Below are 22,780 nucleotides of genomic sequence, written 5' to 3'. Positions count from 1 at the left end.
TAAAGCAAGCCATTCAAGATTCAGTCGAGATACTCAAAGCTTCCCATAAGTCTTAATTGTTTTCCAAATAAGGTGAACGTTTTGGATTATTAATCTATATTGTCTTTAATAGGGGCGAGGCTACTTTACACTAGCTTATACGCCAGTTAAGTGAGTATAAAGTATCGTACTGCCCATCCCGACAAGAATAATACCCCCCATTATTTCTGCACCTTTCCCAAATGCTACGCCCAGCAAACGACCCACCATAACGCCCACCGTTACCATTAAGGTTGTGGTTAAACCAATGGCCAATGCCGTCCATAAAATGTGGGCGTTAATCAATGCAAGGCTCACGCCCACAACCATTGCATCAATACTGGTAGAAAACCCGGTAAGTAAGAGCATCCCTAAAGTATTCTTATTCAATTTTTGTTTTTTTGATTTTGAAGTTTTAAAAGCAAAAAATATTAAACGTAAACCAAGTAGGGTGAGCAGTGTAAATGCAATCCAATGATCCCATTCAGAAATATAAGTATACGCAGCTTTACCTGCCAACCAACCTACGATAGGTGTGGTGCCTTCAATCAATCCAAATATCGTACCGGTCCTGATCGCTTCGCGAAAGGAAGGCTTATGAAGAGCTGCACCGCTTCCTACTGCTGCAGCAAAAGCATCTGCAGACATTGCAAACGCAAGTAATAGGGTTGATGCAACATTCATAATCGATTGTTCCAACTACTAACTGAATATTTAAAAAATTATTACAATATTTAGCAAACATCATTGCAATAAATCATGATCATGTGCAAGGTAAACCCATCGCTCATAGGTCATCATCTCTACCTTCCAGTAGCCTGATCGAAATGAAATAGAAACTGAATTGACAAAGCGTATGCTTTGCGTTATCACTTTTTACCTATCAGGCTACTTGCATCATTATTATGCGCGACAAACAACCTTAAATCTGCGCCATATCAATTACGAAACGGTAACGTACATCGCTTTTTATGACACGATCATAAGCTTCATTCACTTGACTGGGCGCAATAAGCTCGATTTCTGATGTGATATTATGTTGGGCGCAGAAGTCGAGCATTTCTTGGGTTTCGTTGATGGAGCCAATTAAAGACCCCGCATAACTACGTCGCATTAAAACAAGTGGGAAAGGATGAATGGAAAGTGATTTTTCTGGTAGCCCGACAACAACTAAAACCCCATCCAGCTTTAAAAGTCCGAAATAATTTGCCATATCAATATCGGCTGAAACCGTATTAATAATTAAATCAAAAGAATTGGCGTACTGTTGGAATATTTCTTTGTTCTCTGTAGAAATGAATTGGTGTGCGCCCATTTTTAAAGCATCATCGCGTTTTTTATTAGATTGACTGAAAACAGTCACTTCTGCACCTAAAGCATTGGCAATTTTAACGCCAACGTGCCCCAGCCCACCAAAACCTATTATGCCAATTTTTTTATGAGGTCCAGCGTTCCAATGTTTTAAAGGAGAATACATGGTGATACCAGCACAAAGGAGAGGAGAAGCTTTATCTAGAGGAAGGGAAGGGGGAATGCTAAGCACGTAATTTTCATCGACCACGATATGGTTTGAATAACCACCTTGTGTCGGGGTTTTTCCATCAGACTCCAAACTATTGTAAGTAAAATTAGCGCCATTCAGACAATATTGCTCAAGGTGTTGCTCGCAGTTCGTGCAGTGTCGACACGAATCGACAAAACACCCTACGCCCACTGGATCTCCCACTTTATATTTAGTCACTTTAGGACCGACACCACTCACAATACCTGTAATTTCGTGCCCAGGAACGACGGGGTATTTCACGCCTTCCCATTCATTGCGTACGATGTGGATATCTGAGTGGCATATCCCACAATAATGGATATCGATGAGAACATCATGCTCTTTAAGTTCTCTACGTTCGAACGAATAGGGAGCGAGGGGTTCGTTAGCAGAGAATGCTGCTATGCCTTTTGTGTTAATCATACTTCTTCCTTTATCTGTGTGAAAATTTTTGTTGGGAATTTCAAATATATGCTATTCAAGGCTTAATCAAAATGGCTAGTTCCTTCTCAACCAAAATATTTTATCCGTAGAAATGATAAAAACCAAAATAAAATAGAAAACAATTACATGCTAAAAAAGGGCACCGCTACGAAAGCGTTATTATTTTATAGTGCAAATGCAGTTACCAATTCAATTATTGCATTGAGCCCTGATGGAACTGGGCTATTCCATCAAGTATTTCTGTGTAATGTAAAGCTTGAGGGCGGTGAATTGACGCGTTGCAGGCTCTCTCAAGGCACAGGATTCTTGGCCCAGCAGGCATTGTATTGCACTAAACGATTGTACGTCTGCATACTTCACTCTTCTGTCGTCAATATCAGAGGAGTGAGTAGAATTATGCTACTTTTCTTTCAATAATTGAGCGCATTACTTTGATCGGCATCGCATCATTTAACTTGTATATCGTAATTATGATTTTTTAAGGTTTTTAAGACTCTCCTTCAATCTGCTAGGAATTTCCACCATAAGAAACAAAGGAGCGATGAAGACGTACGCTAAATTATCTAATAAAGCAGGTTTATTACCTTCACATTGATGGCCATAAACTTGCAATAGAACGCCCGCAAGGAAAAAAGTAAAACATAGGAAACAGGGCGATGGGAAATTAACACTAAGATATGTTGCGACATAAGTTAATAAACTAAGATAAATGAGCGTGACACTCCCAAACAAAATAGAATAAGAAAAATAAACTGGTATAAGAAAACATAACCCTAGCCAATGAAGTGGAAAGAAAAATAAACTTCGATAAAAACCTAAACTAATCATGATTTGCAAAGCGATAAATAGCAGCGGAATGCCAAAAAAATGGGTCACAAAAGTTATAAATTGCGTATGGTAAGCTTGATATTGTTTTAAGTTATTTTTTGGATAGTTCATAGCAACAATTCCTACTCGCTATGTTGTTATAAAAGGTGAGGCGACAAAAATAAAAATTGAGTTGATATATTTTATTCTTTAAAGACTATCTATTTTAATGAATTTGAAATGATTTAGTAATACTTATATTTTTTTTCACTTATGAGATTAGAAAAATAAGTCTTGCAGCAGGTCGACTTCTTTTGACACCCCTTAACCTAACACTTTGAATAAATTGAACTATAATTTTTATAATCGGATGGGAATAAAGCTTTAGCTCCAGTAGACAGGTTGGATGTCACATGTTGCGCTATCTTCACTTCATTCCCTAGATCCAATCGATGATTCGAAATTTTAGATTCTGGGAGATGAAATCGAAAGATTTACAAATTCATCACAAAGAGCACGCTCGCCAAGCTTTGTGACTAATTCTTTCACGATAGCGTTAATAGATTTTTTCGTAGCAAGGAGCTTATAGTAATCTTCAGCCATAGCCGCAATAGGTTTCATATCAGAATCAAGATCATCCGGATTTTGATCATTGTGAAAATCTTTAAATACAGCCAACATGAGATCGCGAGATATTACTTCATCTTCGTCCTCAACATCAAATTTATTCAATTTCTGAAATTCTTGGGCTTTGACAATTTGCGTTTCCATTTTTTTATCATTTTTTTGAAGATCGGCTTTTAAAATTTTTTGCATGTGATCAATAATATCTTGAGTGATATTATTATTCTGAACGATGTTATCAATTAAATTGCTTCTTTTTTCGGCATCCGCAGTATAAAGCTTCTGTACTAAAGCATAAGCACTACAAAAATCTGAATTCCATAATTGTCGCTTGTACATGTAAAACTCCCTTCATTAAAAGAATAATGCTAATTTTCCCGAGGTATTATATAACTAGGGAATAAATATACAAGGAAATGAGAAGTTAACCGGTTTAAAATGCAAAGGCTTCATGTTTAAAAAGTTGACGGAAATGAAGATTAATTAAAGATATTATGACTGATCCCTAACGATCCAAATTGATAATGTTATTTAAGAGAATTTTTAAAAGGAAGGGAGGGAGATGACCAATCAAATTCAAGCCGAGGAATCGTTGCAAACTCGCTTTTCTTAAACAAGACTAAACTATTAGATTGATTATAATTACGTTTTTGAAAAGAATATGCATGTTTTATTTAAAACCTTTATCATTTCATCGTGGAATTTACCTAAAATCTTTCATGTTTCGCCGTTTAGTAAAAATTAATCTAATCTAATTTATTATTAAATTTGAATGATCATTATGAAAAAATGTAAAGGATTTTACATTGAATAGGTTAGTCGTTAAAATGCGTCGCATTGATCAATTTATTATAAGGTATAAACATGGCTTTACGATTTATAAAAACAATTAGCGTGTTATTGTCGTTGATGTCCGCTTCAACCATTGTTTTTGCATCACCAAAAACAATCCCATGTCCCCCTTTAACCTCGATTCAGCAAGCTGCTCAATCTATGGATCTCGCACTTAGACAAGATGATGGTACTTATTATGTGGGTAGACGGTATCATCAACGTTCTTTTGAAAATGAACATGCCCTATGGCATGTCTCGGTGGATTCAATTCTGGCTAAATCAGAGGTTGAAGCTATCACATTAGGTAAAGAAATTCTAAAAAACGTAAGCTTCAAAAAAAATGAAACTGCAACTGAAGGTCATGCTAATAAATTATATCTATGTCAATATGGCCGCGGAAATATTAGTGCTCTAGGTTTCAGCATATCCAACTAACATTAAGAACTGGACTTTCGGTACCCGGGTTTTGCTTCGCTACACCCGGGCTACAGTTACAAACCATTTAGTAGCCCAGGCGTAGTGAAGCAAAGCTCGGGTACCGAGTAGTAAATAGACACAGACTTTAAAAACAACCATACATTTAACAGCATTAATAAATGGCTTACCCTTAAAGGAAGTAGCCCTGGGTGGCACAAAGTGAAACCCAGGAAAGCAAGTAGAAAAGACACTGATTTTAAAAACAAGCAAGCAATTAATAGATAAATATAATAGCTAAAGAAAATCTCCGCGTTATAATCTTTCTTTACTATTTAATTCAACAATCCCTCATAAAAAGCCCCGTAGGGTTGTGTCAAACTTTTAATTTGGATTTCCAAAATCCATCCTTTCGCGGATAATTTTTCAGGATAGAGATTCGCGCCTTTTGTCCAAGCATGAGTGTGAGGGAAAGCACCAATTAAATGACCGGCTGGAGATAAATTAAATAATACACCGTATTTTTGAGCTTGGGCGTAAATAAATTCATACAATTTGATTCCAGTTGGATTTTGAGCTCGCCAAAAGTGAAGGGCTTCTTGAAAAAGAAGTTCACTTATATTTTTCAAATGTAAAAATTCTTTATTAGTCCCAAATACAATCGTTTTTCCCACATCGCCTTCGATGCCATCTTTAACAATACCGATATCGACGAATGCAATATCTTCGCTCTGTAAAATATAATCTTTAGTGGGTCTATCCTTAAAAGTACATAAGGTATTTTGATTAAAACGAATGAGGGGACGATGCCATAATTTTTCAATGCCATATTCTTTAAATATGATATGTGCCGTAGCAGTCGCTTGGGATTCGCTGACACCTGGCTGAATTATGTTGACAATGTCTCCTAGAATTTTTTGTGCAAAAAGAGATACTGTAACAATAGCATCTCCCTGTTGATTTTGTGCGGTGTAAAGATTGGTTTTTTTAATCAAGTTATCGATATTTTGCATATGTAGTCATCGCTTATTTAATTTTAATAGTTCAATATTAAATAGTTATTTAGCTTTAAATGTAAGCATGATTAATTTTTTTAAGGAATGCAAACTTTCCAGGTCAGAAGATTGATTAATATCATACCTAAGCTTTCGGGCAAGCAAATTTTTTCTAACATAAATACTCAATGCTGTTGCCTTAGCAGGTACGAATTGTACAAATCTCAAAAGGAGGACAAAAAAATAGAAGCACGAGTTAGAAAAAAAGCTGCTGTGATAGGTGGCACTGGATTTATTGCTACCACGTTGTGATCGATTTTTTGATCGGTTTCATTGTAAGGTCAAACATGACCCCCGTTACTGTTACAAATTTTTGGAGCGAGTAAATTCTAAAAATTCATCGATTGTTTGATCGTTTTTTATTTTCTTCGTCTGGTTTACATTTTGCAGAATTTCAAGTTTATCCTTAATAAAATCATTTAATTCATCAAAATTTTTTGCTTTTGACTCAGCCATATCTAAAATGTCAAAAATAATTTTTTTTATTATCTCCAGAGGAAAATCGCTTTTTTTTGAAAAAAATCCATTCTCTGATCTCTGGATTGAATTTAAATGCTTTAATACATCATATAAATTTGTATAATCCGAGCAATACTCTAAACCTGGCTTGGTTGCTATTATATAAATGACCTCTTTTTGTAAGGAAACACAATCCATTATCTTTTGTACTGCGTTATTATTGTTATTGTTATTTTTTGATAATCCTCGCAAATCAAAATCTCCCAGACACAAAGATAAGGTCATTTCATTACCATGAAATTTATCTGAGCTAATATAGCGATGTATACTTTCAGAAAGTACACTTAAAATCGTAAATTTTTCATTATCTTCGATTTCCTTAAACAAAGATAAATCTTGGATAAGTATTAATCCTTTATGAGGATCGTAAGTGAAAAAATCATAAGAAGTTCCTAATATTTTTTCAAAATTAAAAGCATCCTTGATGCTTTCCTTAGAGTGAAAACAAATATAAATAGCCCTTATATCCTCGATTTTGAGATTGAATAAAATTTCGTTATGAGCAAGAGAGGACAGACTTCTATATGGCCTAGTTATAAAGACTCTATCGCTGTCATCTATTTTTTTAACTTTAACTTTCGTTTTGACTTCATTTCCATTCTTATCTACATCTGGCGATATGCCTTTACGCCTATGCTCCATTTCAAGCATTTTTTGTTTCAAGTTTCTTAAATTATGAATATCTTTTATATTATTCGGCCTCTCATATGCAGTATTTTCTGTTGCGCCAATAAGAGCCGCCGTATTCGCATCTCGCTTGTAAACATGTTCAACTGTACTTATTCCCGGAGAAATAATAACCCCACTATTTATTTTACTGAATAAACTCATAGCTACATTCTTGCAAACAAAGCTTCCCGAGACCGTATAATTAGAGTTAATATCCTCTTGTAATGAGCTGGTTGCTCGCAATAAAACTCCTGTCTTTTCATAGGCTGCTAAGACAAAATGTTTGATTTTTTTTCGTAGCACGAGATTACCCCACCAATATCCATCTATTTAAAGTATAGGCGAGTTAGAATAAATAGTCGGTCGACCTCTAAGGCGCTAGTTTTTATTAATTATTATCAATAGATATGAAATTCCTTGGCTTAAATAATGAAAGGATGCTTTATATAGTTGATTCTAATAATCAAATACACCGCAAAATATTCTGTCAATACCATTGAACCTTCTATGCCGCTTAGGTCAGGGTTAGACTTGGATAGGTATATTCAAAAGCAAAGAAGGTCAAAAGTTCGTTAAATAAACTGAACATAGTTCCTGTCATATATGCATTTATTAGTGGGATTCGCGAAAAAATCATTAAAATTACTTCCTGTAATATGATTTACAGGAATAATGTAATGAGCTTTGATGTGGCTTACATATTAGTGCGTGGATACAGTTTTTTTAATTCCGACAGAACACTATTTAAGTTTTGCCTAGAATGATTAAAACTTCAAATTCCAAGTTGCCGAATTATTAAAATTCTTCATACACATCTTTACGATGTTTAATAGCAATGATAATCACAAGATGGTTTTCTGCATCGATGCGATATACGATACGATAATCACTTACGCGTAAACGTCGATGGCCTCTTAAGCTGTAGCGTAAAGGCTTGCCAAAGCCAATAGGATCGACCATGAGTCGTTCTTCGATTGCTTTTTTAATAGTGTTTCTTACTACTTTGGGGAGATCAGGAATATCTTCATTAACAACGGAAACAAGGTATTCAATTTGATATGATTTATTTCCAGGCGTCGTCATGTTTAATCCTTTTGGATTTTGTAACATCCCGGACTTTAGCAATTGCGGAAAGAACCATATCTTCGCGACGTTCCAAAGCTTCTAAAACAAGTTCCTTAGCAATATTAGAAACTGATTTATGTTCCTGTTCCGCTAACTGAACAAGCAACCCTGCTATTGATTCTTCAAGTGTAATATTAATTCTCGGATTTTTAGTCGGCATAAAACTTCCGCCTTAGAATAAGTACAATCAATAAGTGTAACACTAGTGCATCACTTTATCAAGGGATTTGAGTGTAAGTTACTTAAGTTAAAAGAGGAGAAAAGGATAATTTACCACAGTTGAAGCTTTATATTGATTGACTTGCCAAGCGCTCCTACTGAAAGAAGCGAAGCATGGCATGCAATGCAATGCAATGCAATGCAATGCAAACCATCCTACTTAGACTTACCAATAAAACATCTTCATGCGCATGCTTACAAAAGATATTATACAAGGGTGAAGAAAAGCTAAAATCCACAGGTGAGAAAATTACTATGCTTGCGAGACGTGCGTGATAGCAAATAACAATATGAGAAACTTTTAAACCTATATTTCTCCGTCATGTTTCGTAATAAATGTTTGTAAATTATTGATCACTGTCAAGAGCTGTTGGTTAAGTTTTTTGATATCGCGATCATTAAAATTACCCGTCGAAATTTCTTGCATCGTTTTGCCTTGACCTTCCAATTTTTTACACGCTTGCTTTGCTCTCTCAGTGAGGTAAAAGTGATAACTTCGTTTATCTTCTTTGTTGCGAACACGCTTAATTAACTTATCTCGCTCCATGCGATCTAATGTGCGTACGACGGTTGGCTGCTTTAAACCAGCACTTTGAGTCAACTGATTTTGAGTTTGTCCATCTTTTTCCCATAAACGAACAAGAAAGATAGTTTGCGCATACGTCACACCAAGCTCATCTAAATTCATATTAGCGACGCGCTCAAATAATCGCGCCGCCTTTTTTATTAAAACGCCGGTATGTTCATCAAGCTTAAATGGCATTTTTTCATCACTCTGTAAAACATTAAAATTAACATAACATTATTTTTCTTTCAATTTTATCTTTTTACATTTTCGAGGGATTTATGCTTTGCACTGCATTCAATAAAACCGCGGAACATTTATAGAGCGGACATATTAATATTTTACTTATTGCGGCCGTTAAATATACATGTAATCAGTTTTTTAAATGAAGCTACCTCGAGTCTAAATAGTTTGATCGTAAGTGTTTCAAAGGTATTCATACTTTTAAAATGGAATAACCGTTGGATAATCTATACGACACATGGGCACCCTGCTAGTCCATATCGTTTTAGACTTAACCCTTTTAATTCAACCTGATATTACTAACCTTAAGCATCCCCTTAAGGTTTAGTAGGCCGGTTTGAATTATCTTTTAACTCTTCCTTATTTTCTTCACTACTCAATCTTCTTGACTGACCAATGATTGATTTAGACTGACCCGTGCTTGGTTTAGCTTGATTGAAAAGAGAAAAATTCTTATTACCGTTATTACTATTATTCTTAGCTAAATCCATATACTCTTTATCACCATGGGGATCTATGCCATTTTTTATATTCGTACGAAGTTGATCAGCGTAAGATTCCGTCTCGCTCTTAAACCTTTTTATAACGTCATCACCAGAAATTAATCCGGGAACAAGATGATTAGTAATTAAGTCTAATGCAGGCTTATTTTCAGAAAGTAAAGCAGCTACCTTAAAAAAGAAAACCTCCTCAACAAGTTTTGCTATATTTTCTTTTGTGGCAGGATCTGGCATCGCTTTCAACATATTAAGCACTTCATTATAGTTATTTTTTAATTTGGGTGTTGTAATTGGGTTACTTTCCAGAATTTCCTTAAGTTGTTGCTGATTCACCATTTTGCCTTGGGGATTAGGATTAGCTGCCTGTGTTGCCTGGCTTTGCGTTGGTCTCATCGGTTCAACTAAACTCTGGAAATATTTTAAATTCTTAATAGGATGCGACATTTCATCGCTAGTTTTGGCTGTTTGTGCATTATTAAGGTGTCTGGGTACATCGTCAAATGTATTGCCGCTATTCGTTAGGACAATTTTTTTCACGTCATCTTGATTAAAATAACTGACAAGTTCCTTTAGTTGTTCTGCATCGGTCATGTTTTTATTTACGTTTTCTGTCTTCGCACTTAAATTTTCTGGGTTGGGATTGACAGAGTCTTTCTCTTGCTGATTTTTTAAATTCTTTTTAAAGTTAGCAATTACCTTTGCTATTTCCCCAAAAAGTTCACCTCGTGTAATCTGGGAGTTCCAATATTGGATTTTTTCAGATTTAACAACGGTAGGCGCTAACACACTAATATTTTCTAATGCTCTCTCAAAATATTTCAATTCCGCAGCATCAAATTCTTTTGGATCAATTTTATTAAGCATGATTTGAAATTTCGTTTTAATACCACCATCACCAGTCTTATATGCGGAAGTCATCATAATATCAATTAGCGCATCTTTGAATTGTTGATTTCTAAATGGATCATTCGACAACTTTACATCGTTAACAAGACCGCTTACCTTTGCTCTGTTATCTGCTCTAGTATCCATTTTCTACCCCACTACACTATGGTTGTTTACTTAATTATAGCAAGAGGAACCAGCTCTAATATTATTAGTCAAATTTTCGGGGTAACCATCTGTTAACATTCATAAATTTTCTTATTTATAGCTTTCGAGCAGGCACCCAATTTCGTATCTAACGCAAAAAGGTGCTCAATACCTTAAACGTTGCATTATTAGTAGATAGTTGAAAAACCAAAAAATATAATGTGTTGATGCCTTGCTTCTTATCCTATTTAAAATACATTCAGTGTAATTTAATCAATATCGTAACCCCCTTTCATTTAACCATACCTTTTATACATTCTTCAATTACATAGTCTACTATATTCATTGACATTTATATGCATCGATCCTTAAAATCATGCCTTTGAAAGTAAGTAATAGGACATATCTCATGCAAACCCGATCGGTGTTATTGATCATAATTTTATGGTCATTTAGCTTTTTTGCTTATGCAAATTTATCCAAACAAATGCTAGCTGTCGTTGAAGAAAATGCGGGGCATGTTAGTTTTTATGACGTGCACAGTGGCAAGCGCTTAGGTAGTTTGCAAGTAGGATTTTTGCCACACGAAATTGCGATTTCGAAAGATGGAAAGACTGCTTATGTCAGTAACTTTGGCATTAAGGACTACGATAGTGGTCTCGGTGTACCAGGCGCTAGTATTTCAGTAATAGATATACCAAACCGCATCGAAAAATATCGTTTATTCACTTTTGATCCCGCCACCCACAGAGCTTATTCTCAAATTGATAGTGCACCTCATGGCGTAAAGTTACGTCCCCCCTTAGACAAACAACTTTACGTAAATGTTGAAAAAGGTAATAAAGTATTGGTTTTTGATTTAGCTAAAAAGGCAATCGTTAAAAAATTGGCGGTGAGTTCTAATACGCACAACTTGTTATTTTCTAAAGACGGTAAAACGCTTTGGCTAATGGCTGGAAAAGATGGCGTTATCCGCATGGATCCGGACACAGGCAAAGTAACTGGCACCTTCACCCTACCCACCGCAGTACGGGGTTTAAAGTACACACCTGATGGTCGTCTACTGATGGTGTCTGCTGTTAATCAAATTCTATTGATCGATCCTTTAACTTTAGAGATCAAGAAACAATATACTAATTTAGGCGTAGGTCCCATTCTTTATTCTGATATGACGCCTGATCAAAAATATATTGTTGCACCGGCTGCATTTGATAATCAAATTATTATCCTCGAGGTTGATACAGGGAAAATAATCAAACGCATGGTGACCGGTTTAAATCCTGTAACGGTGATGATAGATGAAGAGGGGAAATTTGCCTATATCACTAATGCTACAGATAAACATATTACTAAGATTAATCTCACTAACTTCCAACCTACTAAGATTGATACGAAAGATGGTCCAAACGGAATTGCATTGATACCTTACTATCCGCAGAACGATCATAAAAAATTAACTTTAGGCGTAATACTTCCTTTATCAGGTCAAGACGCGGTGCGTGGCCGTGACATGATGCGAGGATACGAATATTGGCGTTTATTAGTGGCCCGGCGTGGAGGACTATTTGTTCAAGATCAAACTTATGACGTGGACATTATTTACTTAGATACCCAGTCGGATCTTTCAACAATAGCACCATTAACTAAAGAATTAATAAATAAATATCATGTAAACATACTACTAACTACAGCAGGCCTAGCAGCGTATAACATTGAAAAACAAATTGGTTTAGAAAATCATATTTTAGTTACCCCGCCACAATTAAATGAAAATCCATGGGCTCCAAACGAAATTGCGGCGGGTCTTGACCTTTTTGTCACGACACAATTTTACGATCAGCACTACTACGCTCAGTATAATTTCAAAGCTTCTAATTATTCAGCTGCAGCTTCTGCGATTGGTATTGTATTGCAAAATGCTTTACTAGAAGCAGCCGATTTAGAATACGAAACCTTAGATAAAATTTTGGCTCATCATAAGTTTAATATTTTTTATCAATATTAATATTGAAACGGGAAAATTCATGTTTACACAATATTTAAAATTGGCATTCACTTTTATATTTATTTTTTTAACTCATTCTAGTCGAGCCGCGAGCCCAAACGATTATATTTTTGATCCTAAAGATGCAGCCCATACATTATATGTACCCGAAGGAAAAGGCCCATTTCCAGCTATACTTTTGCTACATGCAAGCACAGGCGTTGTAAAAGTTAATCATGAGTGGGCAGCAATGTTGAAAAATCACGGTTATGTCGTATACATTATTGATAGCTTTAAGCCGCGTGGATGGACGGATCGTGAGTCGGTGGGTTGGGAAAAGGCAACGGGTGCGCAACTTTCTGATATAGCACCTGCCTATCGCTATCTTAGTCATTTACCCAACGTTAAAGCGAATCGTATTGGAATTTTAGGCTTTTCTATGGGTGGATTTGATGTGTTGCGCGTAATGGAAAAGCCTAATTATAACCTACAGGATTATCAAAACATTCCTTTCCAAGTGGCTGTTTCATTTTATGGCGTATGTCATCGCCTTGCCGCCGAAGCTAAATTACGAGGTCCAACAATGGTATTTATTGGTGACAATGATGATCGTGCAACGACGCAAGATTGTAAAGAACTCATAAAACGCAGTTATTTACATAATGAATCTACATTTATTAAAATTTATAAAAATGCATTACATGGATTCGATAATTTTGAATTTCCACCGAGCAAAGAAGTTGTGGATGAAAAAGGTGAACATTATCACGTCGGATATAACCATCAGGCAAGCCAATTGGCAATAAATGATTTGCCAAAATTTTTGGATCGCTATTTAAAATAATTAGTACAAGATATATTTAAATTATTCAATTGCACTAGCTCTGCAGAAGCATCCTTGTGTGTTAAGTAGAAATCCAAATCGATTATTAATGGTCGATTAGAAAATCGGGTGCATTAGCCCGTAAAATGTTCAATAGTATTAGAGCGAAATGAGTATCTTAGAAAGTAATTTAACCTTAGAAAAAAAAGGAGTAACTCGCCTAGTTAATGAAAGTGCTTTCATGATCAATCAGCAAAGAATCTATAGAAGCAATTGATGCGAGGCAGGGTTCCGAAGAGCTTTGCCTTAGATATAAAATTATAAATGGAATTAGCCAATGAAAAAATTATTAAAAATTGCTTTACTACCATTCATCAGCATGTTTTTGAATATAAATACTGTATGGGGATCAAATAATTTTGCCTCCTCAACCTATCAGCAAATTAATCAATGGGTGAAAATTACTTCTTCGCTTAATGCTGATCTTGACTACCATATAAAAGTTTATAACTTAGAATCATCCTTGATTGATTGTGGCTATAATTGTCAGCTGGTTAAATTAGGGACTACCCCGTTAAGCACTAAAGGCGAGTTACAAATATCTTTAAACAATCGGTATTGTAATGCTAACGGTTACGTTACCATTCCTTTCACCATAATGAATCATAATCTTACTACGCCTATCTTAACCTACCATGTTGTGGTCGAAGGTAATTATTGCGGCCGATGTAAAGTCGATGTTGTAGTCACAGGTGAAGCTGATTCAAATAAAGGGTATAGCATCAATCTAATGAGTAAGAGAATATTGGCCTAACTTATTTGCTGAATTTTGTTTAACGAATTCGTCTTTTAAGGCCTACCCTTGTCTTCAAATATAAGTAACGGCTGCACGGGAGCATAATAGCTTGCTAAATTGCTAGGGAATGAAGCGTATAAATTACACGTTTAGGCATCTTTATTGGAATCGTGAGTTGATATACACTTGCCTTCAATGTATGGAGTTAGACTTGTGAAAAAAATGGCTCTACAAGGGGTAACGTACCGCCACTCAATATAAGAAACTGTAACCAAGATTTGCAAGCTATTAGCCGTCCTTCATTTCACAACTATCAACTAAGAAAAAAGTTGTATAAGGAAAATAATGAAATCAACTGGAAATTTATTATATATTAAATATCTTAGTTTGTTTGAAAATACATCTAAGGCGTTAATTACCTCTACAAATAGAGATAATGACACAGGTAACGTTATTTGGCGTAAAATGGCATATCAATTTGCGCGTAGTTTAAGTAATAAAATAAAAATAAATTCACAAACTATCTTCGACGCAATCAATAATGAACGCGAACTTTTCATTGCTGCCGCGAAGCTAACCTTCTATTCCATCCTTGCTTTGAAAAACAATGATCAGTGGATTGATGAGAGCGGCCCCATTGCATTCTCCCTCCTTTTAGCTAGTGAAGGTGTAACGGGACAAATTTATGAAAAGTTAGAACAGAATCATCTTTTGTGCGAATCATTTGATTCATTAATGAAAGAAATTAATCAAGACATCACCGTAAGATTAGATATTCTTCGAAAGAAGTATACAGAGGAAAATAAACTAAAAGAATTTACTGTTGATATGCAATCAGTTGCAAACCAAGCGAGTGATTTATTTGATCGTTTATTTTTTACACCGGAACATTTTGATAAAACTGAATTGCAACATCATTTGTCCGAATTGGTTGCACTTAACACTCCTTATCTCATTCGTGCCATTTGTGAAAAAGTGCCATCACCGATTGATTTAACCCCCTTAGTATTAAAAGCTATGCGCAAATTAAGCTTTGAAACATTAAATGTATTAATTGAGTTAGGCGCAGATATTAATAAAGAAATATTACTCTACAGTGATGTGGATATGAATTTGCGATTTTCTGGGCCTTTGCTTTTATATCCATTCTTACCTTTAATGCTAGGGGGTCAGGTTCAATTAGGAATATTCGGACAATGTTGTTCTCCATTATTTCGTCCCGATCATCCTAAGCTAATCAATATGATGTCTTATTTAATTGAGCATGGCGCTACTCCAAATCAAAAAATTACTTTGGAACAAATTAGCGTTCGTAATAACGATAAAGACAGAGACTCCGATCAAAAAGAATTAGACATGTGGCAAAAAAATCATGCAACTTTCAAACAAATTGCTCACGATCTTATAAGCGACGAAGAAATCAAACCACTTACTCCCGACTTTATTAATTTTTTAACAAAAATTTCCCATTGGACGCCAGCAACTAAAACGCAAAATCATATTCCAACCCAAGAAGAAATCACCTCCTATGTTAAATTTGTCACCAATCAATTTACTGAGTTAACTGAGACTGACTGGTATAAAGCTTGGTCTGCAAAACAAAACGAAAATGTTGAATTAAGAGAAAATAATAATCGATTTAAAATGTAACGATTTTGCGTTTTATAAGTTAGTAACATACCGTGACGATGATTCTAATGATTATATATTTTATACAAAGCACGGAAACTAAATATATATTAGCCCTAACATCTTTATCTAACAAATAATATTAGCCTAACTTGTTAAGCTTTATTGGGGATTTTATCCCCTAGATTATTACGATCACCTCGGTTTGGATTTTGTTAATGGGTATGTTTTGACCTTGTTTGACCTGGCTTTTTCGTATCTGACATTATGGCGGGGAGCCTCTTTTGACCCAAGTAAAATATAGTCAAAGCACAGAATTAATAATTTTTAATTTGTTACGAACATTTAAACCCTGATTATTACCATTTATAATGGTACATTTAATTGTATTTTTCTTCCCTCATCTGTCTTAAACTTCCTCTGCTTTACCCCTATATTTCTTTCTCATTTGATAATCATTAATAATGTTATTAAGAAATTTTCCTTCCGTTAAATTTCAAGAAAATTGAGGAACCCAAAAAAAATTATGAGTTGAAGTAAAGTTATTTATGGCTAATTATAGAGTATTAACCTTTTTTTCTAACGCATAAGCTTTTTCTAAATTGGGAGCAGCTACCAAATATTCTAATTGTTTGGTATAAACATCATCAACCGTAAGTAAGACGACGCCGGTATTGTTTATTTTATTGAGTAATAAATTTTCGGCTTTTAATTTTTTGTATATCTCTATAAATGAAGTTGTTTTCAAACCATCATAGGTTAACACTACCATTTTATTCTCATACCCTTTTCCAAAAATTTGCCGGGCCAAGATATAAGCATTTGTTTCCCCACCTGGTCGTGCATTCATTTCAGTAAATAATATTTTATCCTCTTTAGTGAGAATGGCATCACAGCAAATATAACCTCGATACCCTTGCATTTGTAAATTTTTTGCTAGATGTTTTGAGCATGCCAGCAACTCATTGATATTATCTGAAGATAATAAATGTGGAGCTAGTAACACACCAATCCAATTCTTCTGCATACGAATTTCACTAAAATTAAGCACTTCTGGTTCTTCTCCTTGAGATCCAATCCACAGTTGTGCAGTGAAGGTCCCTTTATTGGGATAATAAACTTCTAAAATCAATAGGGTGTTATACGAATTGATATAGGCTGCCCAAATCTGTGTAGCCAGTTCATCTATGGATGAATCAGCATTAAGTATCATTGTCTTGGCAACCCCAACAAATTGTTGTTCCTCACTAAACGTAACGCCAATATTTCCTTTACCAGAAGTATTATAGTTTTGCTTGATAATCACTTGGCCGGTTATCTTTAATAACTCCTTAATTGAGGCAATCAAAGATTCCTGAGTTAGACATATTGATCCTTCTGCAATAGGAATACTCAAACGTTCAGCAACTTTTCTAAATTCCACTTTACTATTTGCAGTTCGAACCAAGTCTTCTGCAATAAATTTCTTCCATGCGGAGTTTATTGTTAAATGTAATTTTTCAGAAAGCGCTAATACTTTGGAATTAAAATAACAAGCTTCTATATGCCATGCTGATGGATTACTCATAATTGTTTTTAATTGAGCAATGAGATTAGGATTTGATAATGCTGCTGAACACACTACAGGATGGTTATCGTTTAATATAACTAAATGTAAAGAGCTAAGATCAATATTTTTAATGTTTGCAAAATAAGTTAGAAAATCCTTATTAGGGTTCTTGGGCAACAGAATGGCATCCCCAGGCTCCAGTAACCATAAGAAACGTAAATTATAAAAATACATTGCATTAATTTGATCTGGCGTTAATGAGAGAATGTTAAACTCATATAGTTCATAGGCATTTGCAATAATGAGTTTAGGCATAATTTTCGAGCTTTCCTTTTCTTCTTACATCTAAAGTTATGCAATGAAATCCACCGCCCAATGTTCTACCATGTCGCAACAACGCTGGAATAACTTGAATGTCATTTTCTTCAAGAAGACGAATTAAAGGTAATTGATGTTGATCTACAATAGCTAAATGTGGATTTAACATTAATAAATTCATTCCTAACCAAGGCGTAGAAGCTGGTGCCAGATCTGAATAACTATAATTGACCATTTCCGGGCATATTAAAAGATCCCAATTTTTTAGAAATTGAGGCAAATTATCTTCCCGAACCCTCGTCGGATTAATTAATACAAGACCCGGTCTCAATAAGCTAATTGTTGTATCAATATGCATGGATGCGTAGAGATTATGGCAAGGATGTACTCTGTATTGTTTTCCTAAAATGGTTTGCAGCCAGAGGCAGCCCAATTCATTTCCAGAATCGGATACCAAATAAAGGATGTCTTTGCCCGCACGTAATATATTTGCTGCATCAAAAACAGGTTCTAAGTCTAGCAAAGCCGATTGGTTAGGATCAGAGATATTGTAGATGTCATCTAATAACCTAGGCTTTGGAGCCGTGATCCATTTGGATCCACTCTTCATATATTCAATTAAGATATTCTTATACCCTATGGTTTCAAAATATCGAGACCGAAAAACATTGGGTGATTCAATAATCATTTCTCCAACAGCTAATAAAATATCTCTTGGGCAATAACTAAAATAGTGATTCGCTTCCCAATCTAATGTTCTAAAAGTGGTTTTAAATTCGACAGGCTCGGGTCTTCGGACGCAAATACCAGCTTTTTGCAATGCATCTATAAATATAAGAATATCTTCCTCTGTTTCCTCAATAATTTTTTTGGGTATAGGTCCCGGTTTTAATGCATTAAATAAATCAGGAGATGTCTGTTGGATGACTTCAAAACCCTTGTCCACTAAAGGTAGGGCTGCATGTAAAGGAGAACCCACAAGTATTTCCTCCAGAGGGTCCCATTCATTGTGTACTTGAACTAAAGACATTTAAGTTCTCTTTAACTCACAGGTTTTAAAATAAAAAATCACAGGTTTAAATAAACCTGCAAAAATTGTGGAAGCAAATACGCCCTAATCCCTCTAAGTACAGGTTTTAGGGCGTTACGATGGCAAATGTATTAGCTATACGTACTATCTGTTTTGATCTTTTGTCTTCACTTGGTCTTTGGATTTTGACCTTGTTTTGGATTTTGCCCACCTTGGCGAGGACCTTTATCGCCTTGGCGCGGGCCTTGTCCTTGGCTGCCGAAATCGCCTTGATTTTGATTACCCATGATGACATCCTCATAAGTTAATAATAAACATACCCTATTTATCAACCCTTAGGTTTAAAGCTAATAGTTATAATTTACTTTAGAAACGTAAAGTATTTACTAATATTTTTATATTAACATAGGGTCCCATAAAGCGTATTAAGTGATGTTTTTACGGATATAAAGAATTTTTCTTCAATTTCAGCGGCATACGTAAAGACAGATTACTGTGCACTCCCGCGCTGCGATTTTCAGGCTTTGCTAAAGTCCTCGGTAAGTTCGTTATTAATAACATTAAGGCCGTAATTGATAGGCAAAAAGGGGATAAGAAAATATTCGCTATCTTCGATGAATATTCAGTTTTTACTAGTGAGCAAAGTTTAAATTTAGTAAATATGGGCAGAGAAAAAGGATTGCACGCAGTTTTTGGTACCCAAGGCTTAGCGAAGTTAGAAAAAACGGATCCAACCTTTCAAAAACAATTTATGAATTGTGTTAATACGTTGCTAGGCCACCTTCTAAACGATCAGGAAAGCGCAGAGTCAGTGTGTAATTGGGTAGGAACAACTGATACATTTAGTTTAACCGTTCAACTTAATTTAAATGAAGCTTAAGCAGTTGTTGCTAGTATTCGTAAAACTAAAGAATTTATAATTCATCCGGATGGAATTAAACAAGAGTTAGGTACTGGGGATATGTTTTACATTACAAAAGTTGATGGTTTTAAGCTAGATAGAGTTAAAGTAAAATATAGCTAATTTTTAGAATTACAATGTTATTCTGCCTAAAGTACAATGTCGCCTAAACAATGAAGTAATTTTTTTAATTTATTCTTGAACTAGTGATAATCACAATTTATGATGCTACATCAATTTGTATTTTCCCTCCCAAATTAAACGCGGGTAAAGTTACCACCCGCGCAGCAATTTCCTAGTGATCAATCAGCATTAAAGGTAATATATTTAGCGATTCAAAACGCATCTAAAAAATGGATCATGTCTTTGCATGATTGGAGGTCTGCGATGAACAGTTTTGCAATTGAATTCGAAAACAGAATGTCAGCGTAAGAAACATGGCAGTTACACAAATAATTTCCAGGCACTATTTTTCATATTAATACCGTATTTATACGGTATCGGGATTAGCTTTTTCTATGCAATTATGGGTCTCATCTGTTTAAAAAAAAAAATTTATGCATTTTTATGTAGTTTTGAATTGAGGTAAGTATGCGTAACAACGTTATCAAAATATGTGTCTTCAGTTTTGTCATTTTATTCTGTCAATCAATTACTGCGGCGTCTACATGTCCAAAATTAATGGGTTATGCACAGTGTAAAGGAGGTAGATGGCAAACTCAAATGAATGATATCAATAATGAGTGGAAGTTAGTTAATAATAAATTAGAAGGTAAACCTTGTAAAGTGGAAGGCCAAATGGTTAGTAACTTAAAATGGAAATGGGCCTGGTCAGTCGTCGATTATCAAGGTGTAACTTGTTATTATGCCTTCTCAGAACTTTATAATTTATTTACGGATTATGATTTTGCTGCTAACACTGGCACTTATAAAATCGATAGCCGTAATAAAAATTGGCATTTCGATTACAATTGGCGATGGAATTGTTCGAAATCAATTGAAGAGTGCTCGCTGAGCAAAACCAATACACTTAATCGATGATGGTGGGTGAAGAGGCTACTTAATATAATTACCAGTAGATCAAGTTTATTGTGTAGTTTTATACGGTTTATGATACCAGCATAGAAAATGAAAAATGCCAGCACGTCCTATACATTCATGGCTATCTTTTAAGTATACAGAACCCATACAAAAACGTAAGTGTTCGAGCAAATACATCTACCAATAAAAATAAAAAGTAGAAAATATCATCATTATAATGATGATGAGGAATTGGCGATGCAACAAATTAATAAAGAGAATTTACAACGCTGGCGGTTACTAATTGAAGAACAAAAGCAAGGTGGTTTAACGATCACTGAATTTTGCAAGCAAAGATCTACTGGGCCATCACGTTATCATTACTACCAAACATTGATCTATAACCCTGAAAAATTAAAATCATTTATTTTATAAAAGTGAAAAACAAGCATGTGAAAATAATCTTTCTGTTACACATACATTTAAGCTGCGCCATGAAAAGCAAAACCTCTTTTAAAAGCTTTTAAATCTTGGCTTAATGTTCACCTCACGAAACCCCCCGTTCAAAGCAAAATTGGCGAACTGATTCGTTATACCTTAACTAACTGGACATTTTTAAATAATTATTTATTAGATGGTCGCATCGAAATAGACAATAACTTACTAGAACATGCCATTAGACCCTGCGCGCTTGGTCGTGAGCCTGTAATAAAAATTGTGTAACTGCTTATTCTCAACTAACCTAATCGCAAAAAGCGATTATAAGAAACGAGGAATAAGCAGTGAACCTAAATTTAATATTGATCCAAAATTGCTCGACGATTTAGCTAAATCAATCAAGACTGAAAAAGACCTTGCTGAATTAAGTAAATATCTTTTAAAGCAAACTGTTGAACGCGCTATGAATGCTGAAATGGATGAGCATTTGGGTTACGAAAAACATGCAACAGAAGGTAAAAATACGGGTAATAGCCGCAATGGTTATACACCTAAGAAGCTCAAAGGTAACTTTGGTGAAATGCCTATCGTTACCCCGCGAGATCGTAAAGGTACTTTTGAGCCGCAACTTATTCGCAAGGGTCAAACTCGCATCACTGAATTTGATGAGCAAATTCTTGCTCTTTATGCCAAAGGAATGACCACTCGTGATATCGCCGATGCATTTAAAGAAATGTATGGTGCTGACGTATCGCATAATTTAATTTTGCGCGCAACAGAAGCTGTCATTGATGAAGTCAATGCATGACAAACACGTCCGTTAAATGATGTTTATCCAATATTATATTTGGATTGCATCGTTATAAAATGTCATCACGAAAAACGAGTAACTAATAAAGCTGTCTATTTGGCATTAGCTATTAATTGTTCTGGACAAAAAGAACTGCTGGGATGATGGATATCTGAAAACGAAGGCTCAAAATTTTGGCTGTCAGTTTTAACTGAATTAAATCAGCGTGGCGTGAAAGATATTTTTATTGCTTGTGTGGATGGTTTAACCGGTTTTCCTGATGCAATTACTGCAGTTTTCCCAAAAACAAAGATACAACTTTGTATTGTGCATCTAGTACGAAATTCATTGCGTTATGTGGCCTATAAAGACATGAAAGCTGTTGCGACTGATTTAAAATCAATTTATCGAGCAGTCAACGTTGAGCAAGCTGAAAATGCTTTATTAGAATTTGGGGAAAAATGGGATAAAAAATATCCTGCAATTTCCCGTTCTTGGAATAAGCATTGGCACAACATGATTACGTTGTTTTCTTTTCCAGAGGAAATTCGCAAAATAATTTATACCACCAATGCTATTGAATCATTAAATAGTGTTATTCGAAAATCAATTAACAATCGTAAAATTTTTCCGAGTGACTAATCAGCTATGAAAGTGATATATCTAGCCATCCAAAAAGCATCGCGCAAATGGACCATGGCTTTGCACGATTGGAGAGCTGCTATGAATAGATTTGCTATTGAATTCGAAGGCAGATTACCAGAGTAACAAAATGGCAGTTACACAAAATTAATTACAGGCTCTTATGGCTCCATACCATTAGAGCACCTATTGGATATTTACTCTGATTTGCAAAATCTCGTACCAAATGCATCATTTGCCCTAACTTCT

The 22,780-nt window shown here is 35.1% G+C and carries 20 protein-coding genes and 2 pseudogenes; 10 read left to right on the top strand and 12 right to left on the bottom strand.

The genetic code is table 11. From position 1 onward, the window contains the following. Positions 1-135: 135 nt before the first annotated feature. The 4 genes from H0W64_10075 to H0W64_10060 form a co-directional block, all read right to left on the bottom strand. Positions 136-702, bottom strand: coding sequence for a manganese efflux pump (locus H0W64_10075; GenBank protein MBA3662065.1), 567 nt, complete (start codon positions 700-702; stop codon positions 136-138). Between the two features lie 238 nt (positions 703-940). After that, a complete protein-coding gene (locus tag H0W64_10070) occupies positions 941-1,981 on the bottom strand; it encodes an NAD(P)-dependent alcohol dehydrogenase (protein ID MBA3662064.1) in 1,041 nt (346 codons plus the stop codon). Between the two features lie 492 nt (positions 1,982-2,473). After that, positions 2,474-2,944, bottom strand: a complete 471-nt coding sequence (locus tag H0W64_10065) for a DUF962 domain-containing protein (GenBank protein MBA3662063.1) — start codon at positions 2,942-2,944, stop codon at positions 2,474-2,476. 333 nt (positions 2,945-3,277) lie between these two features. Continuing rightward, positions 3,278-3,775 (bottom strand): hypothetical protein, encoded by a 498-nt coding sequence (locus H0W64_10060; protein MBA3662062.1) that lies wholly within the window; start codon positions 3,773-3,775, stop codon positions 3,278-3,280. A 525-nt stretch (positions 3,776-4,300) separates the two neighbouring features. On the opposite strand from H0W64_10060, the gene H0W64_10055 reads away from it, so the two are divergent. Next, positions 4,301-4,705 carry a hypothetical protein gene (locus H0W64_10055; protein MBA3662061.1) on the top strand — a complete coding sequence of 135 codons (405 nt, stop codon included), beginning with the start codon at positions 4,301-4,303 and terminating at the stop codon, positions 4,703-4,705. Between the two features lie 314 nt (positions 4,706-5,019). On the opposite strand, the gene H0W64_10050 is transcribed toward H0W64_10055, so the two are convergent. The 6 genes from H0W64_10050 to H0W64_10025 form a co-directional block, all read right to left on the bottom strand. Next, positions 5,020-5,697: a M24 family metallopeptidase gene (locus tag H0W64_10050; protein MBA3662060.1), complete on the bottom strand. Its 678-nt coding sequence runs from the start codon at positions 5,695-5,697 to the stop codon at positions 5,020-5,022. A gap of 345 nt (positions 5,698-6,042) precedes the next feature. Continuing rightward, complete coding sequence (locus tag H0W64_10045) at positions 6,043-7,230, bottom strand: hypothetical protein (GenBank protein ID MBA3662059.1); 1,188 nt, start codon at positions 7,228-7,230, stop codon at positions 6,043-6,045. Between the two features lie 492 nt (positions 7,231-7,722). Further along, positions 7,723-8,010, bottom strand: coding sequence for a type II toxin-antitoxin system RelE/ParE family toxin (locus H0W64_10040; protein ID MBA3662058.1), 288 nt, complete (start codon positions 8,008-8,010; stop codon positions 7,723-7,725). Further along, entirely contained in the window at positions 7,991-8,212 is a 222-nt protein-coding gene (locus H0W64_10035) for a ribbon-helix-helix protein, CopG family (protein MBA3662057.1), read from the bottom strand. Before H0W64_10035 ends, H0W64_10040 begins: the two co-directional genes overlap by 20 nt. A 366-nt stretch (positions 8,213-8,578) precedes the next feature. Then, complete coding sequence (locus H0W64_10030; GenBank protein MBA3662056.1) at positions 8,579-9,034, bottom strand: MarR family transcriptional regulator; 456 nt, start codon at positions 9,032-9,034, stop codon at positions 8,579-8,581. 362 nt (positions 9,035-9,396) lie between these two features. Continuing rightward, entirely contained in the window at positions 9,397-10,611 is a 1,215-nt protein-coding gene (locus tag H0W64_10025) for a hypothetical protein (protein ID MBA3662055.1), read from the bottom strand. 409 nt (positions 10,612-11,020) lie between these two features. Between H0W64_10025 and H0W64_10020 the strand changes: the two genes are divergently transcribed. The 4 genes from H0W64_10020 (at position 11,021) to H0W64_10005 (ending at position 15,864) form a co-directional block, all read left to right on the top strand. Then, positions 11,021-12,616 carry a hypothetical protein gene (locus H0W64_10020; GenBank protein MBA3662054.1) on the top strand — a complete coding sequence of 532 codons (1,596 nt, stop codon included), beginning with the start codon at positions 11,021-11,023 and terminating at the stop codon, positions 12,614-12,616. Positions 12,617-12,635: 19 nt separating this feature from the next. Then, positions 12,636-13,439: a dienelactone hydrolase family protein gene (locus tag H0W64_10015; protein MBA3662053.1), complete on the top strand. Its 804-nt coding sequence runs from the start codon at positions 12,636-12,638 to the stop codon at positions 13,437-13,439. 316 nt (positions 13,440-13,755) lie between these two features. Beyond that, positions 13,756-14,232, top strand: a complete 477-nt coding sequence (locus H0W64_10010) for a hypothetical protein (protein MBA3662052.1) — start codon at positions 13,756-13,758, stop codon at positions 14,230-14,232. 327 nt (positions 14,233-14,559) lie between these two features. Next, positions 14,560-15,864, top strand: a complete 1,305-nt coding sequence (locus tag H0W64_10005) for a hypothetical protein (GenBank protein MBA3662051.1) — start codon at positions 14,560-14,562, stop codon at positions 15,862-15,864. A 535-nt stretch (positions 15,865-16,399) separates the two neighbouring features. On the opposite strand, the gene H0W64_10000 is transcribed toward H0W64_10005, so the two are convergent. Both H0W64_10000 and H0W64_09995 read right to left on the bottom strand, forming a co-directional pair. After that, positions 16,400-17,707, bottom strand: coding sequence for a hypothetical protein (locus tag H0W64_10000; GenBank protein MBA3662050.1), 1,308 nt, complete (start codon positions 17,705-17,707; stop codon positions 16,400-16,402). Beyond that, a complete protein-coding gene (locus tag H0W64_09995; protein MBA3662049.1) occupies positions 17,700-18,740 on the bottom strand; it encodes an inosamine-phosphate amidinotransferase 1 in 1,041 nt (346 codons plus the stop codon). Before H0W64_09995 ends, H0W64_10000 begins: the two co-directional genes overlap by 8 nt. Positions 18,741-19,215: 475 nt before the next feature. On the opposite strand from H0W64_09995, the gene H0W64_09990 reads away from it, so the two are divergent. The 5 genes and pseudogenes from H0W64_09990 to H0W64_09970 all read left to right on the top strand — a co-directional run bounded on the left by H0W64_09990 (position 19,216) and on the right by H0W64_09970 (position 22,657). Continuing rightward, positions 19,216-19,620, top strand: coding sequence for a TraM recognition domain-containing protein (locus H0W64_09990; protein ID MBA3662048.1), 405 nt, complete (start codon positions 19,216-19,218; stop codon positions 19,618-19,620). 744 nt (positions 19,621-20,364) lie between these two features. Next, complete coding sequence (locus H0W64_09985; protein MBA3662047.1) at positions 20,365-20,682, top strand: hypothetical protein; 318 nt, start codon at positions 20,365-20,367, stop codon at positions 20,680-20,682. Positions 20,683-20,919: 237 nt separating this feature from the next. Continuing rightward, positions 20,920-21,096: a hypothetical protein gene (locus H0W64_09980; GenBank protein ID MBA3662046.1), complete on the top strand. Its 177-nt coding sequence runs from the start codon at positions 20,920-20,922 to the stop codon at positions 21,094-21,096. Positions 21,097-21,162: 66 nt separating this feature from the next. Beyond that, a pseudogene (locus tag H0W64_09975) lies at positions 21,163-21,384 on the top strand (transposase). A gap of 76 nt (positions 21,385-21,460) precedes the next feature. Continuing rightward, positions 21,461-22,657 (top strand): annotated as a pseudogene (locus H0W64_09970) (IS256 family transposase). Positions 22,658-22,780 lie beyond the last annotated feature (123 nt).

It is taken from the genome of Gammaproteobacteria bacterium, assembly GCA_013816845.1.
Lineage (GTDB): Bacteria > Pseudomonadota > Gammaproteobacteria > DSM-16500 > DSM-16500 > Aquicella.
The sequence above is the reverse complement of the archived record's forward strand: the minus strand, read 5'-3'. Positions and strand labels throughout refer to the sequence as shown.